This window comes from Halomonas cibimaris (assembly GCF_055379665.1).
On sequence record NZ_AP043828.1, the window covers coordinates 2,257,412 to 2,272,720 of the forward strand.

Annotated in this window: 17 protein-coding genes; 8 read left to right on the forward strand and 9 right to left on the reverse strand. The window is 61.9% G+C overall.

Going from position 1 to position 15,309, the window contains the following annotated elements:
- Nucleotides 1–38: 38 nt before the first annotated feature.
- Together ACZ415_RS10505 and ACZ415_RS10510 are read right to left on the reverse strand one after the other, a co-directional pair.
- Nucleotides 39–449, reverse strand: a complete 411-nt coding sequence (locus ACZ415_RS10505) for a DUF2442 domain-containing protein (protein ID WP_344702387.1) — start codon at nt 447–449, stop codon at nt 39–41.
- Entirely contained in the window at nt 436–750 is a 315-nt protein-coding gene (locus ACZ415_RS10510; protein WP_425552706.1) for a DUF4160 domain-containing protein, read from the reverse strand. The genes ACZ415_RS10505 and ACZ415_RS10510 overlap by 14 nt, the downstream gene beginning before the upstream one ends.
- 63 nt (nt 751–813) lie before the next feature.
- On the opposite strand from ACZ415_RS10510, the gene ACZ415_RS10515 reads away from it, so the two are divergent.
- On the forward strand, nt 814–1,467 hold the full coding sequence (locus tag ACZ415_RS10515) for a tyrosine-type recombinase/integrase (protein WP_344702389.1): 654 nt from the start codon (nt 814–816) through the stop codon (nt 1,465–1,467).
- Nucleotides 1,464–1,910 carry a transposase gene (locus tag ACZ415_RS10520; protein ID WP_344702391.1) on the forward strand — a complete coding sequence of 149 codons (447 nt, stop codon included), beginning with the start codon at nt 1,464–1,466 and terminating at the stop codon, nt 1,908–1,910. The genes ACZ415_RS10515 and ACZ415_RS10520 overlap by 4 nt, the downstream gene beginning before the upstream one ends.
- Nucleotides 1,911–2,315: 405 nt before the next feature.
- Here the strand turns inward: ACZ415_RS10520 and ACZ415_RS10525 are convergent, their stop codons facing one another.
- From ACZ415_RS10525 to ACZ415_RS10545, 5 genes are all read right to left on the reverse strand, one after another.
- Complete coding sequence (locus tag ACZ415_RS10525) at nt 2,316–2,825, reverse strand: ADP-ribosylglycohydrolase family protein (RefSeq protein WP_344702393.1); 510 nt, start codon at nt 2,823–2,825, stop codon at nt 2,316–2,318.
- Between the two features lie 89 nt (nt 2,826–2,914).
- On the reverse strand, nt 2,915–3,472 hold the full coding sequence (locus tag ACZ415_RS10530; protein WP_344702395.1) for an NADPH-dependent FMN reductase: 558 nt from the start codon (nt 3,470–3,472) through the stop codon (nt 2,915–2,917).
- Nucleotides 3,473–3,494: 22 nt separating this feature from the next.
- On the reverse strand, nt 3,495–4,439 hold the full coding sequence (locus tag ACZ415_RS10535) for a pirin family protein (protein WP_344702397.1): 945 nt from the start codon (nt 4,437–4,439) through the stop codon (nt 3,495–3,497).
- 752 nt (nt 4,440–5,191) lie between these two features.
- Nucleotides 5,192–6,229 carry an ADP-ribosylglycohydrolase family protein gene (locus ACZ415_RS10540; protein WP_344702399.1) on the reverse strand — a complete coding sequence of 346 codons (1,038 nt, stop codon included), beginning with the start codon at nt 6,227–6,229 and terminating at the stop codon, nt 5,192–5,194.
- Complete coding sequence (locus ACZ415_RS10545) at nt 6,219–6,815, reverse strand: NUDIX hydrolase (RefSeq protein WP_344702401.1); 597 nt, start codon at nt 6,813–6,815, stop codon at nt 6,219–6,221. Before ACZ415_RS10545 ends, ACZ415_RS10540 begins: the two co-directional genes overlap by 11 nt.
- A 230-nt stretch (nt 6,816–7,045) precedes the next feature.
- Between ACZ415_RS10545 and ACZ415_RS10550 the strand changes: the two genes are divergently transcribed.
- The gene (locus tag ACZ415_RS10550; protein WP_344702403.1) at nt 7,046–7,669 is read left to right on the forward strand and encodes a class I SAM-dependent methyltransferase; all 624 of its coding nucleotides are present in this window, start codon (nt 7,046–7,048) and stop codon (nt 7,667–7,669) included.
- A gap of 111 nt (nt 7,670–7,780) precedes the next feature.
- On the opposite strand, the gene ACZ415_RS10555 is transcribed toward ACZ415_RS10550, so the two are convergent.
- Nucleotides 7,781–8,665, reverse strand: a complete 885-nt coding sequence (locus tag ACZ415_RS10555) for a LysR family transcriptional regulator (protein ID WP_344702405.1) — start codon at nt 8,663–8,665, stop codon at nt 7,781–7,783.
- A 222-nt stretch (nt 8,666–8,887) separates the two neighbouring features.
- On the opposite strand from ACZ415_RS10555, the gene ACZ415_RS10560 reads away from it, so the two are divergent.
- From ACZ415_RS10560 to ACZ415_RS10580, 5 genes are all read left to right on the forward strand, one after another.
- Entirely contained in the window at nt 8,888–9,997 is a 1,110-nt protein-coding gene (locus ACZ415_RS10560) for an S-(hydroxymethyl)glutathione dehydrogenase/class III alcohol dehydrogenase (RefSeq protein WP_344702407.1), read from the forward strand.
- 357 nt (nt 9,998–10,354) lie between these two features.
- On the forward strand, nt 10,355–10,939 hold the full coding sequence (locus ACZ415_RS10565; RefSeq protein ID WP_344702409.1) for a rhodanese-like domain-containing protein: 585 nt from the start codon (nt 10,355–10,357) through the stop codon (nt 10,937–10,939).
- A gap of 75 nt (nt 10,940–11,014) precedes the next feature.
- Nucleotides 11,015–11,206 carry a YgaP family membrane protein gene (locus ACZ415_RS10570; RefSeq protein WP_344702411.1) on the forward strand — a complete coding sequence of 64 codons (192 nt, stop codon included), beginning with the start codon at nt 11,015–11,017 and terminating at the stop codon, nt 11,204–11,206.
- A 65-nt stretch (nt 11,207–11,271) separates the two neighbouring features.
- Nucleotides 11,272–12,693, forward strand: coding sequence for a dihydrolipoyl dehydrogenase (locus ACZ415_RS10575; RefSeq protein ID WP_344702413.1), 1,422 nt, complete (start codon nt 11,272–11,274; stop codon nt 12,691–12,693).
- 82 nt (nt 12,694–12,775) lie between these two features.
- The gene (locus ACZ415_RS10580; RefSeq protein WP_344702415.1) at nt 12,776–13,315 is read left to right on the forward strand and encodes a carboxymuconolactone decarboxylase family protein; all 540 of its coding nucleotides are present in this window, start codon (nt 12,776–12,778) and stop codon (nt 13,313–13,315) included.
- A 61-nt stretch (nt 13,316–13,376) separates the two neighbouring features.
- Here the strand turns inward: ACZ415_RS10580 and ACZ415_RS10585 are convergent, their stop codons facing one another.
- Entirely contained in the window at nt 13,377–15,284 is a 1,908-nt protein-coding gene (locus tag ACZ415_RS10585; RefSeq protein WP_344702417.1) for a WD40/YVTN/BNR-like repeat-containing protein, read from the reverse strand.
- Nucleotides 15,285–15,309 lie beyond the last annotated feature (25 nt).

The following is a 15,309-nucleotide window of genomic DNA, read 5'->3' on the forward strand; positions in this document are numbered from 1 at the left end:
TACGCTGACAGAGGGGGATAGCTGGTGGTCGAAAGGTTTTATCCTTGTTTTTTCCGAGGCCTGCCTCCTTTGAAGCCATTCGCTCTGGCGGCGTTGCCCTTGGCTGGACTACGGCTTTTCCCGCCTGCTGCACCCAGCTGGCGAGCCATCCATTCCTTGGTGCCGAACTGCCCCTCCAGGAGTGCTGGCACATAGAGGTCGGCATCGAGTTGAGGCCAGTGTAGCCCGAGCCCAGAGGGCGATATTTCGATCTCGGACAAGGCATCCGGCGTCGCATCGGCGAGACCTTCTACCAGGTGCGGGGGAAGAGCAAGTTCAAGCCCTGTGTGCAGGCTGACAATCACTCGATTGTTACGCCTACTATACCGGGCTGCCGTAGCGTGAGTATGGCTGCGCTCGGTGGCCATACGGGCTTCTGCCTGCTTGATAACATCATCAGTCATAGCCATGAATTTCCCTCCATCTAGCACATAAGGCCAACAGCTCTACCGATAGGACCGACGCAATACGTTTGAGCTCTGGTGAGTTGAAGCGGTAGCTTTCGCGCAACTCCGGTGGGCCACTGGGGCTGTTCAGAATAAACACTGCTTCACTGCCTTTGCCGGTGACATGGACGTGCGCTGGTCGATGGTCGTTGGGGTAGATGACGGCCCTTAAGCCATCGAAACGGGTGATAGTTGGCATAGCGACAGCATAGCATAAACCCAAACGGTTGGGTTTATAGGGCCAGCGGTTGCTGGCTGAATGCATCAATAACTGTCAGTCTTTTAACTAAAACCCGGACAGTGTCCGCCGCCCAGGGAGCCCAAGCCCATGACTGACGCCGCTTCATCTCGCGTGACCCGCCTGCGCCCGGCCACTGAAAGCCGGACAGTCCGCACGCGCTCGACCAATGACGCGGCGCGGGGCCGTAAGCACCTGACCCGCGACGAGGTGCATCGCCTGATCCGGGCAGCGAAGAAAGGCCGCCAGGGCCAGCGCGATGCGCTGATGATTCGTCTGGCCTTCGAGCATGGCCTGCGGGTGAGCGAGCTTGTCGCGCTCAAGTGGCAGCACCTAGACCTGGCCAGCGGCCATACCCTCACCGTTCAGCGGGCCAAGGGCTCGTTGGACGGCACGCACCCGCTTCAGGGGGAGACGGTACGCGCGCTCAAGCGCTACCAGACGGCCACCGAGCGTCGCGACGGCTTTGTGTTCGTCAGCGAACGCGGGGCGCCGGTGAGTATCGAGGGTTTTCGGAAGATGCTGGCTCGGCTGAGCGTGCGCGTGCTGGGGGTGCCCTGGCACCCGCACGCCCTGCGCCACGCCTGTGGGGTGCACCTGATCAACAGCGGCACGGATATTCGCACGGTGCAGCAGTACCTGGGTCACGCCAATATCCAGAACACGGTAGCCTATACGGCGCTGTCGGGGCGGCCGTTCGAGCGGGTAAGGAAGCCATCCTCAAGAAGATGGCACCGCCCATGAGCCTGACCATCCCAGAACTGGCCGAGCAGGAAGGCATCACCGCGACAACCCTCTACAATTGGCGGAAACAGGCCAGAGCACGAGGACAGGTTTTGCCATCACGTTCCACCCAGCCCGATCAGTGGACCAGCCAGAAAAAGTTCCAGATCGTCCTGAAGACGGCCCCCATGAACGAAGCAGAACTCAGCGCCTATTGCCGCGAGCGCGGGCTTTACCCCGAGCAGGTGGAGGCCTGGCGGGATGCCTGCATGAACGCCAACGAAGAGGCGGCAGCGCAGGCTAAGCAGCTTCGTCAGGCGCGTAAGGCGGAGCAGAAGCGGCTCCGCAAGCTGGAGCGAGAACTGCACCGCAAGGACAAGGCCCTCGCCGAGACGGCGGCGTTGCTGGCCCTATCAAAAAAGGCCGAGGCGATCTGGGGCACGACCCACGACGAGGACGACTGACCAGCTTCCCGGATCGCCAGCGCATCGTGACCCTGGTGCAAGACGCCCGGCGTGACGGGACTCGGCTGGCCAAGGCCTGTCAGGTGATGGGTATCCATGTGCGGACCTATTACTGTAGTGGTCAAGTATTTTTGGCCACCGGGCATCTTGTAGGCCTATCAGCCGCATCTGCGCTACTATCTGGTGGATGAAGGCCGTTATAGCGATGATGACCTGGCCGAGCGTAACAGCGTGCTGAGTGGAATTTTTGGTATTGAAAAGGCCAAGAATGGCCGCGAAGTGCTACTAAACGTCTAAACGCTGGCCGCTTGTTTGGCGGATACAAACTCCTTCAGACCACGCATAAAAGCAGCCCCGAAGGGCTGCCTTTTGTCTTGTCGCCCACCGTTATCGCCCTATAACGCCTTAGCGTGAGCCAAGCGCCTCGCCCATCAAGGCGATTGTCTCGCGCAGCTCCAGCTCGGACAGCCAGCGCTCGGGGATAGCCGCCTCGCCGTGCATCGCGCCTAGCAGGTTGCCGGCCATCGCCCCGGTAGAGTCGCTGTCGCCGTCGTGGTTCACCGCCAGTATCACGCCGTGGCGCAGGTCCTCGGCTACCCGCGCGCAATAAACGGCAATGGCCAGCGCCTCCTCGGCGACCCAGCCTTCGCCCAGGGCGGCGATGGCCTCCGGGTAGGGTGTCGGGCTATCCGCCAGCCGCCACGCCTGCTGCAGGGCGTCTCGCGTCTCCTCGTGGCCATCTTCTTCGGCCAGCAGCGCCAGGCCAAGCGTTACGCCTGCAGGAGATACGTGCGCCTGTAGGAGATACGTGCGCCTGCAGGAGATACGTGCGCCTGTAGGAGATACGTGCGCCTGCGGAGGAATCCTACTGCTATGGTGGCGCTGCTCGTCTGCCGTCTGACACTCCCCGCCCAAAGCGCGTAGCGCAGCGGGCGGGGAGTGTCAGAAAAACAGCAAAGATAGCGGCTGTAATGATCATTCGCTACGTCGAACCATGCTCTAACTCACCGCATGGTTTTTAGCGCTTTGGCCCACCGGGCCAGGGTTTCAAGCAGGGTTTGCGCGCTCTGCTCGTGAATCGCCGTGGGCGTGAACATGCCGTTTTCGAGATGATCGGCGACCATCGGGATCATCACCTGTTGCTTTACCGGCACCATTTCCAGCGTGTTCAGGATATGTTTGGCAATCTCAGTCGAACGAATACCACCTGAGACGCCGCCGTAGCTGATAAAGCCGGCGGGTTTGTAGTTCCACTCCTTGTACAGATAATCCACCGCGTTAACGAAAGATGGCGGCGGGGTGTAGTTGTACTCCGGCAGCACAAAGATGAAGGCATCCGAGTCATTGACGATCTTTGACCAGCGTTTGGTATGCTCGTGCTCGTATTTTTGCATGGCGGGGTGGTTGGGTTCGTCCAGCAACGGCAGGTTGATGTCTTCAAGATCCGCGAACCCGATCTCGAACCCGACAGGGTTCGCCCGGGCATAGTCGTAAAACCAGTCGGCAACGGTCTTGCCGACCCGGCCAGGGCGGGTGCTGGTGAGAATGATGGTCAGTTTCATCGTATAGTCCTCTTGTCAGATATCAGGTCATGCGCCATGGAATGGGCGGCGGCATCAGCCGGTCGCCGTCGAATTCGGGAACATCGCCGAATCGCGAATCGCCGGCCTCCCATTCCTGCTGCGCCTGGGCGATCTCGGCCTTGCTGTGCCCCACGAAATTCCACCAGATGAAAATCTCTTCGTTCAGCGGCTCGCCACCCAGCAGCAGCACGCGGGTACCGACGTCAAGCTCCAGCGCGATGTCGTCGAGCCCACAGCCCAGATAGGCCAGTTCGTTTGGCGCGAATCTATCCGGACCGATGCGCAGGCCGCCTTCGAGCACGAGCACGCCGTATTCGTAGTGGCTGTGCAGGTTCAGGCGAACGGACGCCTCGGCGTCGGCGAACAGATCGGCACCCACCAGCGGCGAGAAGGCGAGGGTGGGCGCTTCATGGCCGTTGAGCACGCCGGTGAGCAGGGTGATATCAACGCCCTGTTCCTGCCAACGTGGCAGGTCGGGATAATGATCGAAGCGGGGCTCGGTATGCCGATGGGCGTGGGGTAGCGCGATCCATAGCTGCGCGGCGTGCAGCTGGGATTCACTCGAGAGCGATTCTTCGGTGTGCGCAATGCCGCGACCGGCGGTCATCAAGTTGACTTCCCCGGGGCGAATGATCTGTTCGCTGCCCAGGCTATCGCGATGCAGAATGTCGCCGGCCAGCATCCAGGTGAAGGTCTGCAGCCCGGTATGCGGATGCGGGCCGACGCGCATGCCCTGACTGTCCACGGAAAATACCGCAGGCCCGGCGTGGTCCAGAAAACACCAGGCCCCGATCAGACGCCGTCCGCGCTGGGGTAGAACCCGATTGATGGGAATACCGCCTACCTCGGTGGTACGCGAGGCGAGATGCTGAATCAGTCGGTGGCCGTCAATGACGGGGCACTCGCGCGATTCGAACAGCGCAGGGTTTGATTCGGTGTTGCTCATGGTATTGGTGTCCTGGATAGATCGCTCAGCTCAGTTGCCGAGCCGGATAATTGGCTCAACCATTTATTAGGAGCTTCTCGTCAGTCGATAAGCCAACAGTCAGCCAGCGTTCGGTTTGTCACTCCCAGACTTTAGGTCATGCTTTTGTGCGCAGTCGGTCCAGGCTCCATTCACCACCACCGGTGATGAACAGGTAGAGAAACACGAAAGAGTACAAGAGTGCCAGCTGACCACCGTTCGCCAATGGCCAAAAATACTTGACCACTACATTCCTGCTTGAATTCCGTGGAAAAGGAACGTCGTTTTCTGGTCATGAGACACCTCGTTCAGGATGGCAAGCTTATCACCCAAGTGAGTGTCCGGTTTCATTAGACCATTACAGAATCAGGAAAAGATCGAAGACGTGGTGTGGTCAGTGCAGGCAACGTGGGAAGGCGTGACCCAGCGAGTCTATTTTTACATCCTGCTGGAGTTTCAGTCCCGTGTGGACCACACGATGCCCTTGCGGATGATGCAGGCAGGGCTCCATGACCACCTGATCAAAAACGGCGAGACTACGGCACGAAAAGGCTTGCCGCCGGTAACAGCGTGCTGAGCGGGATTTTTGGTATCGAAAAAGCAAAGGATGGCCGCGAAGCGCTGCTAAACGTCTAAACGCTGGCCGCTTGTTTGGCGGATACAAACTCCTTCAGACCACGGATAAAGGCAGCCCCTCGGGGCTGCCTTTTGTCTTTTCGCCCATTGTTATCGCCTTAGCGTGGGCCAAGCGCCTCGCCCATCAGGGCGATCGTCTCGCGCAGCTCCAGCTCGGACAGCCAGCGCTGGGGGATAGCCGCCTCGCCGTGCATCGCGCCCAGCAGGTTGCCGGCCATCGCCCCGGTAGAGTCGCTGTCGCCGTCGTGGTTCACCGCCAGTATCACGCCGTGGCGCAGGTCCTCGGCTACCCGCGCGCAATAAACGGCAATGGCCAGCGCCTCCTCGGCGACCCAGCCTTCGCCCAGGGCGGCGATGGCCTCCGGGTAAGGTGTCGGGCTATCCGCCAGACGCCACGCCTGTTGCAGGGCGTCTCGCGTCTCCTCGTGGCCGTCTTCTTCGGCCAGCAGCGCCAGGCCAAGCGTTACGCTGTCTTCCAGGCTGTCGCCCTTGATCAACCGCTGAATCAACACGGCCAGCACACCGCCGGTCAGGTAGCCGCTGGGATGCCCATGCGTCAGCCACGCAAGCTCCCGGCCCAGGGCAAACGTCGTTTCCGGTGCCAGCCCGTGGGTAGCCGCAAACAGCCCCGCCGGCGCGACTCGCATCACCCCGCCGCAGCCCTTGCTGTGGTTCCCCGCCCGCTCGCCGAGGACCTTCATCTCTCGAAGTGCCGACAAACAGGTGTTGCCCGGCGCGCGTCGCGCATGCAGGACGGGATCAGCGACCAGCGCGCTTTTGACCGGGCTTGTCGGGTCTGTCAGAGCGCTTTTCTCGTTCTGGGTCAGTAGCCAGCGCTGCAACGCGGCGGCCCCCGTCCGACGATGCCCCTCGATGTCGCTCACCCGCGGCTGGGCTTCGGTGGCCAACAGCCCCTCGGCAGTGAACAGCGTCATTTGAGTGTCATCGGTAATGGCCCCTGTGCACCCGTAGGCGGGCCAGAAGTGGGTAATGCCCGGTTCACCGAACTGCTGAATAATCTCCGCTCGCGGCCAGAACTCCACCCGAGCGCCCAGCGCATCGCCGCAGGCCCCGGCGAGCAAGCAGCCGCGGTAATGGCTCAGTGGGGCAGAGGGTACGGTATCGTTAGGCATCATGGTGCAAGGCCTCTTGTAGTGGCTGGTCGTTGGCGTGATGCAGCACCTCGCCGAGGCGCTTGATAGGCACCAGGCTGACAGCCTGGCTTTCCCAGCCCATGGCCGCCGGGCTGCCGCCGATACGCCGTGCCAGAAAATAGCGGGTCAGGCTGGCCGAGCGCGGCACGTCCACCAGCCAGCGGATCAGCTCAATTGCCAGCCCGGCCTCCTCGAGTGTCTCCTTGATCGCGGTCTGCTCAAGGCTCAGCCCCGGCTCCTGCCTGCCCTTGGGGAACGTCGCCCGATAGCCGCCAAAGCCGTTGCTGGGGTGAATGACCCACACCCGGCCGTCGGGCTCGAGCACCACCGCGCCGGCGGCGGGCACTTTGCCGGGTAACGAGGGCAGCGCCGGCGTGTCCCGCCCCAAGGCCAGCGGCGTCACCGCGCTCTGCCAGAGCCGCGTCACATCACCTGGTGTATCGTCCGGCCACGGGGCCAGCGCCAGCCCGCTCAGATGCGTCGGCAAGGGGCCGTCAGGCACCACCCGAGCGATGGCGTTGGCGTCAGCCCAGCACGATAGCGGCGTGGGCGTGGAAGGGGAACGCAAGGGTACGGGCTGCCCCGTGTCGTTTACGCGAGGGTGAAAAACCGGCATGGCACAGCCTCAATGGCGGAAAGCCATCAGACTAGCCCAGCCTGAATGATACCGCCATGAAATCATGGGGTTAGGGGAAAATAGTCGTGCATCGAATAAAAATACCGATGGGAGGCGCTGTAGTAGCCAAAAATACCTGACTATGGCTCTATTAGGGTTTTAGCAATCTCAGGGGCATGTACATGAACCAGCAACGTTCCACTACCGACTTTTGGGATACGCGTTTTGCCGGTGCGGAATACGCCTACGGTGAGCAGCCCAATCAATTTTTACAGCAAGCGCTGGGTGAGCTTTCGCCGGAGGTGGCGGGGCGTGCGCTGTGCCTGGCGGAAGGCGAGGGGCGAAACGCGGCGTTCCTGGCGGAACTTGGGTACGCGGTGACGGCCATGGACCAGTCAAGGGTGGGGCTGGAGAAGGCGCAGCAGCTGGCCGCTAAACGCCAAGTAACGCTGACGACTCAGCAAGCCGATCTTAACGACTATGTTCCGCCGGCGGAGAGCTTTGATGTCGTCACGATGATCTGGGTTCACACGCCCGAGGCCGTGCGGCAAAAAAGCTACGCCATTGTGAAGCGCGGCTTGAAGCGCGGCGGGTATTTTATTCTGGAAGGCTATCTGCCCGCCCAGGCCACGCGCGACACGGGCGGCCCTTCGAATCCTGACGTGATGTTTACGCTGCAAGAGCTGCAGGCGAATTTCGCGGATTTTCGCTTTGTGGTGGGGCGCGAACTGACGCGAAACGTAGAAGAAGGCGTCTACCACACCGGCGTTAGCGATGTGCTGCAGGTGCTTGCCGTGCGGCTATAACAAGCGCCGCCGCTTCTGGTGATAGCCCGTACGGCGGTCATGTTTTTTACATAGCCGCGCCGTCCCACCTGCCATGCCCATCCAGGCTTGCACAAATAGCCTGACAAGCGACTACAGCGGAAAGTTTTGCGGCAGGTGCTCCGCCAAGTGATTAATGAAGTAGTGCAGTTTGGGAGAGCGCTGCCGATGGCGCGGGAACACCGCCCACACGGCGTTATCGTCATGGCGGTAGGCGTCAAGCACTGAGATCAGATCGCCGTTATCCAGGTGTTTTTTTACGTAATAGCCGGGTAGCTGCGCCAGTCCCAGCCCTTTCAAAGCGGCATCGAGCAGGGCCGGCCCGGAGTTGGCGCGCCAGGGGCCATCGACGCGCACCTCGCGGCGTGCGCCGTCTACGGCGAAGCGCCAGTGGTTGCGACTGCCGATTAGGCAGCGATGTCGGTGGAGTTCTGTCAGGGCGTGGGGTTGGGGAGCCCGTGCAAAATATGCCGGGGCCCCCACGACGTATTCGCGGCGCTCGCACAGGCGCTTGGCAATCAGGCTGGAATCCTCCAGACGACCCATGCGGATGGCGACGTCAAAGCCTTCGTCGATGATATCCACCTGGCGGTTGGTAAAATGCATGCGCACCTCCAGCTGCGGATGCGCAATCTGGAAATCATTGACCAGCGGGGCGATAAAGCGCTCACCGAACGTGGTGGCCGAGGTGAGCGACAGTTTCCCATGAGGCCGGCCCTGCAGATCGCCGATAGCGGCTTCAGCGTCGCGAAAGCCGTCGAACAGCTGGCGGCAGTGGCGGTAATAGAGTGTCCCGGCGTCGGTCAGCCGTATCTGGCGCGTGGTGCGGTAGAGCAGCGCGCAGTCCAGCTGCTGCTCCAGCTGGGTCACCAGCCGGCTGACGTGGGAAGGGGATACCGACAGCTCGCGCGCCGCGGCGACAAAAGTGCCCATCCGTATGACTTCGACAAAGGCTTCGATACGATCCCAGCGTTGCATGGAGGCTCCCTTGTAACCTTCAGGATTATTGCTGTGTGACAATAATGTTATGTCTTTGGTGCGGATTATCCCAGATAGCGCTTTTGACTACACTGGGAACCACAGCGTGCGCGCCGGCATCACCGCAACGGTGTTGAGCCCAAGGGGCGAGCTCATCGCAGAGCCACCCCTGAATTATTTTGGCGAGTTGCACGTTTTTGCATCCAAGCGAGGAGAATGAAGATGAAGTCACGCGCTGCCGTCGCCCTGGAAGTGGGCAAGCCTTTGGAGCTGGTCGACATCGACGTTGAAGGACCCAAGGCCGGCGAAGTGCTGGTGCGTATGGTTGCCACCAGCGTCTGCCATACCGATGCCTTTACGCTCTCGGGAGCGGACCCCGAAGGACTGTTTCCTTCGGTGCTGGGCCACGAAGGCGCCGGTGTTGTCGAGGAAGTGGGCGAGGGCGTGACCGGCCTGCGCCCCGGCGACCACGTTATCCCGCTGTACACTGCGGAATGCGGTAAGTGCAAGTTTTGCCTTTCCGGCAAGACCAACCTGTGCAGCTCGGTGCGTGCCACGCAGGGCAAGGGGCTGATGCCCGACGGCACCACGCGTTTTTCACTGGACGGCCAGCCGCTGCATCACTACATGGGCTGCTCGACTTTCAGCGAGTATACCGTGCTGCCTGAGGTGTCGCTGGCCGTGGTGTCGCAACAGGCGCCGCTGGACAAGATCTGCCTGTTGGGCTGTGGCGTAACGACCGGTATCGGTGCCGTTCTGAATACCGCCAAGGTGGAGCCGGGCGCTACTGTTGCCATTTTTGGCATGGGGGCCATCGGTCTCGCCGCGATTCAGGGCGCCGTTATGGCCAAGGCCAGCCGGATTATCGCCATTGATATTAATCCGGAGAAGTTTCAGCTGGCCGAGCAGTTCGGCGCTACTGATTTCGTCAATCCTAAAGATTACGCGGCCAGCATCCAGGAGGTGATCGTCGACATGACCGACGGTGGGGTCGACTACTCCTTTGAGTGCATTGGCAACGTCAATGTCATGCGCTCGGCGCTGGAATGCTGCCATAAAGGCTGGGGGGAATCGGTCGTTATCGGCGTGGCCGGTGCCGGTGAGGAGATCAGCACCCGCCCGTTCCAGCTGGTGACCGGCCGAGTCTGGAAAGGCTCTGCCTTCGGCGGCGTGAAAGGCCGCTCAGAGCTGCCGGGCTATGTGGAGCAGTACATGAACGGCGAGATCAATATCGACGATTTTGTCACCCACGACATGTCGTTCGAAAAGATCAACGAGGCCTTCGAACTGCTGCACAAGGGCGAAAGCATTCGTACCGTGCTGCATTATTGAAACGCATCGATTTATCAAGCCGCCCGGTAGCGCGGCGGCTGATTTATCCATCTTTCCATCGCTATACGACGCTGTCTGTCGCATGCACACGCACACTCATTAACGCAATTAACGCTTGAACGAACGTGCCGGCGCCGCTTTTGAACCGCGCGCGATGGGCCATCGACGGCACGGTAAGCCAACCTTGGCGCAGCCGGAAGGCGGCGAAGACACCCTGCGGCGTTCGATACGCAAGTGGCGGGTACATCTTATTTTTAAACATTATATTTTTATTGAAAGTATCTGGCGTCTCGGATAGTCTGTAAGGACAGCGCTCGGTTGGCTTTCGACCGGGTCATCATACTGAAAGGAGCCGCCATGAAGATTCACTACGCTTGGGCCCCGGTGCTGCTGGCAGCGACGCTAAGCGCCGCTCCGGCGTTTGCCGAATCGTCCGATAGCTACCGGGAGACGCAGCTGGGGCTTTATCTTGACGCCAAACAGGCCTACGCGCTGATGCAGGATGACGAAAGCGCCGTGCTGATCGACGTGCGTGATCCGATAGAGGCCAAGTTCACCGGCTTCGCCACGCCCACTGATATCCACGTACCCTGGATGCTGGCGGACCGCGATCGCTTCAATGAAAAAGCGCGCACCTGGCCGATGCATAAAAATACAGACTTTACCGATCAGGTACGCGAGCAGCTGGAAGCCCAGGGGGTCGACCAGGACGCTCCGGTTATCGTGATGTGCCGCTCAGGTTCTACCCGCAGCGCACCGGCGGCAGATGCGATTCACCAGATGGGCTACAGTGAAGTGTATTCGGTCACTGACGGTTTTGAAGGCAGCAAGCTGGAACAGGGTGAATCCGTCGGTGTGCGAGCGGTTGACGGTTGGCGTAATAGCGGGCTGCCCTGGAGCTATAGCGTGGACCCTGACGTCGCCTGGCAGCCGGAAAAATAAGCCGGGATTGACGCGCGTTTATCGCTATTCAACAAGTTTATCGCTATACAACAGCACGGTATTGGGGAGAACGTCATGAACTGCAACGTAGGCAAAATAGATAAAACGATACGCATCGTAGTCGGCATCGCGCTGATTGTGCTGGCACTTACCGATGTTATCGGCGCCTGGGGCTGGGTAGGCATCCTGCCGCTGGCGACCGGCTTTATCAGCTTCTGCCCGGCGTATCGCCTGCTGGGTCTGAATACCTGCCGCCGCCAGTCGTAGCCAGTATTCGGCCCGTGTAGCCGCCCTTGGACGGAGCTTTTCAAACACAAGCGGGAGCAATATCCATGACGCGACGCGTGACGCTTGCCATTCTAGGCGCCGGTACCGCCGGCCTGACGGCGCTGAAGGAGGCCAGGCGCTATACAGACGATGTGGTGTTGATCAACGCCGGGCCTTACGGCACTACCTGCGCGCGAGTGGGGTGTATGCCTTCCAAGGCGCTGCTGGAAGTGGCTCACGCCTATGGCCGTCGCGATTGGCTGGCCGAATGTGGCATGCAAAACGGCGAGGCGCTGACGATGGACTTGCCCGCCGTTATGGCCCACGTTCGCCGCCTGCGCGACGATTTCACCGCCGGGGCGGTAAGCACGGCCAAGGCGCTGGGCGAGCGCAGCATTCACGGCCGGCCGCGCTTTGTTTCGCCGACGACGCTTGACGTCAACGGTGAGCGCATCGAGGCCGAGGCGGTGATTATCGCCACCGGCACTCGTCCCAATCTGCCCGAGGCCTGGCGTACGTTTGGCGAGCGCGTAGTGACCTCTGACGAAGTCTTTGAGCTTACAGCACCCGGCCGCCGGGTCGGCGTGGTCGGCCTTGGCCCCATTGGCGTGGAGCTGGGTCAGGCGTTTGCCCAGCTGGGCTGCGAGGTGCACGGCTTTACCCGTGGCTCTCGCGTGGCGGGGCTTGGCGCAGAGCCGGTCAATCAAAGCCTGCTTGCCGCGCTGCGCCGGCAGATGCACGTCACCGTTGGGGCGGATGTCAAGCTGAGCGAAGGCAAGGCCGGTATTGTGGTGCAGGCCGACGGCCGCGACGTAGAGGTGGACTGGGTGCTGGCCTCGCTCGGCCGCCGGCCTAACGTCGAGGGGCTGGGGCTGGAGAGTATCGGGCTGGAAAACCATGGCGTGACGCTGGATGCGCGCGGCGTGCCCCGCTTTGATCCGGCCACCCTGCGCGTGGGCGATCTGCCGCTGTTTATCGCCGGCGACGTGGATGGGCTGCGCCCGCTGATGCACGAAGCCGCAGACGCCGGACGCATCGCTGCTCATCATGCCTTGAACCCGCAAGCCCAGCGCCTCGCGCGGCGTACGCCCATGGGGGTGGTATTTACCGAGCCGGGTGCAGGGTATGCCGGGCTCACCGCAGACTCGCTGCCGGCGAGCGGGATCGTGACCGGCCGCGCTGATTTTTCACGCCAGGGACGTGCCTTGACTGCCGGGCGCAACGCTGGCTGTTTACAGATATACGCCGAGGAACGCAGCGGCCGGCTGCTGGGCGCTGAAATGGCCGCGCCGGATGCAGAGCATCTGCTGCATCTGCTCGCCTGGTCGATCCAGCAGGAAATGACCGTGGATGACCTGCTAACAATGCCGTTTTATCACCCCACCGTAGAAGAAGGGCTGCGCACAGCGCTGCAGAGCGCACGCCGTGAACGGGGTGAACACCGCACCCGGCCTGATTTGCCGCTACGCTGCGAGCCGGCGGTGTAACGCTTCAGAAACGCCTTGTTTTAGCGCGCTTCGCTATTTTGTAGCGTGCGTCTGACCATTTTGTATACAAAAGAGGTTCTTTATGTCACGTCTTCCCCTGCTAAGCCGCGAAAAAGCCGACGATAAGTCGGCCCCTGCGCTGGCGTCGGTGCAGCAAAAGCTCGGCATGCTGCCGAATTTCTTTGCCGGCATGGCGCACCATTCCGGCACGCTGAACGCGTTTCTTGCCGCTCAGCAGGCCATGACCGCAGACAGCCGGCTCTCCGCGGCCCAGCGCGAAATGCTTGCGCTTGCCGTTGCCAATGCCAACGGCTGTGGCTATTGCGTCAGCGGGCATACCGTAAGCGCCCGGGCGGCCGGCGTGAGCGCTGAAGCGGCCATGCAGGCCCAAGCCGGTAAGGCCAAGACGGCCTACGATCAGGCGCTGCTTGATGTAGCGCTTGCGGTACTGGAAAAGCGCGGCCATCTCAGCGATGAAGCGCTCCGAGCTGCCCGCGAGGCAGGCCTTGACGACGCGACGCTGGTGGAAATCATCGGGCTGGTGAGCGTCAACAGCCTGAGCAACTGGCTGAACAACGTGATTCGTCCGGCGATCGACTTTCCCGAAGTGGCGCTGGTGTAACAGGGCAGCAGGCGCCAAGGCCAGCAAGCAGCCGCTGCCGCATGGACGGCAGCGGCTGACATCAAGCAGAGCGCACAGGCCGGCGCATGATGGTGCCCTGATCGCCTACGGCGTATACCTCGCCGCTGCGGGTGGCGAGCACGGAGCGCAGGCCCAGCTCCGTGCCGGTCGGCTCGCTTAGCCACTGGCCGTTTTCCAGGCGCAGGGCGCAGCCGTGGGTGCCTACGGCATAAGCGCCGGCGGCGGCCGATCCGGTAATCGAAAGTAAGTCGTCGCGCACGCGAATGGGCAGCAGGTTCCAGCGCTGGCCGTTGAAGTGGGCCAGGGTGCCGGAAAGCCCCACGGCGTAGATATTGTCCAGCGCATTGCCCCATACGCCGTAGAGGAAGTTTTCAGTGCCCGCGGCAAAGTCGGTCCACTCGCGGCCGTTATAGCGCAGCACCAGGCCGAAATCGCCCACGGCCAGCAGATGCTCGTCGTCCATGCCCCAGAGATGGTAAAGCGCCGAGGCGGTGCCGCTGGGCAGTCGGTTCCAGCCCAGCCCGTCAAAGTGGAGAATCAGCCCTTCATCGCCCACGGCAAAAATCGAGTCCGGGCGGGTACCCCACATGGACAGAATAGTGATATCCAGGTGCAGATCGAAGTGAAGCTGCCAGTCGCTGCCGTCGAAACGGAAAATCTGCCCGAACTGGCCGGCGGCGTAAAGCCCGCCCTCACCGGCGTCCCACACGCAGTGCAGATTGAGCTCGGTAGGCGCGGGGAGCGGCTCCCAGCGCTCGGCGCCGGCCGCCAGGCGCAGCACCGTACCCGCTTCGCCGCAGGCGTAGCAGGTGCCCTGGGGGGTCTCCCAGAGATTCCACAGCTGGCGGTCGGTAGGTGAGTCCATGGCTTCCCAGCGGGGTTTTTGCGAAGCGGCGCTTACCGCCGGCGCCAGAACGTTGATGAAGTCCGGCGCGGCGGTCATTACCGTGCCAAAATCACCCACCACCAGCGCTTCGCCGGTAGAGAGCGGCACGATGTCCATCAGATCGTGGTGGCAGTTGCTTTCCAGCTGGTACAGCCGCGGCTTTGCGGTGCGTGCTTCGGTAAGAAAATCGCGCAGATAGAACAGATAGCCGCGATCGCCGACGATCAGCACGCCGTCCTTGTACGGGCGCAGCGAGCGCAAGCGCGGCATGGGCGTGTCGACCTCGATGGCCTGAAAGCGGCCGTTGGCGTAGCGCACCAGCTCGCCGCGAAAACCGCCCTGGTCGACAAAGTAGCGCCCGCCGCCGAGCAGCAGCGTGTCGTCGTCGACCACCAGCATGGCCTGAAAGCCGGAGCTTAGCGGGCAGTCCAGCGCCTGCCAGCCGCCGTCGGGCGCGCGATAAAGCACGGTGCCTTCACCGCCGGCGGCGTAGACGCCACCGTTTGGGGTGCAGGCAACGGCGCGCAGGTTGATATAGGTGGGGCTGGTCTCTCGCTGCCAGGCGTGGCCGTCGTAGTGCAGAATCATGCCGTCATCGCCTACCGCCCAGGCGTGGCCGGAGGCGTTGCCGTCGATGGCGAACAGCGGCGTATTTTCTGCGCAGGCAATAAAGGCCTGGCTTTCGTCGTCGACAAGGCCGCCGTACTGCTGTGTCCAGCGGGTGCCGTCAAAGTGCAGAATGCAGCCCATCCAGCCGACGGCGAACAGGTGATCCCGAGAAGGTCCCCAAACGTCATGCAGCGGCAGGTTGCCGGGGGTTTCCATGGGCTTCCACAGCCGATTTTGCGCATCGGCGTGGCCGTCGAAGTGCAGCACCATGGCCTCATCGCCGACCACAAAGACTTCGCCGTCGCCGGCCCAGCCGGACCACAGCACGTCGCCGTCGCCGGCGCCGACTTCGGGCACGCGATGCCAGGCCGCGCGCTGGGGAGCGTTGGGATTGGCGCCGTCGAGCAGCTGGCGAAAGAAGCGGCGGCGGTCCGGATTGGCTGTCTGGGTCATTGATGCGTCCTGAAAAGGCGTTCGG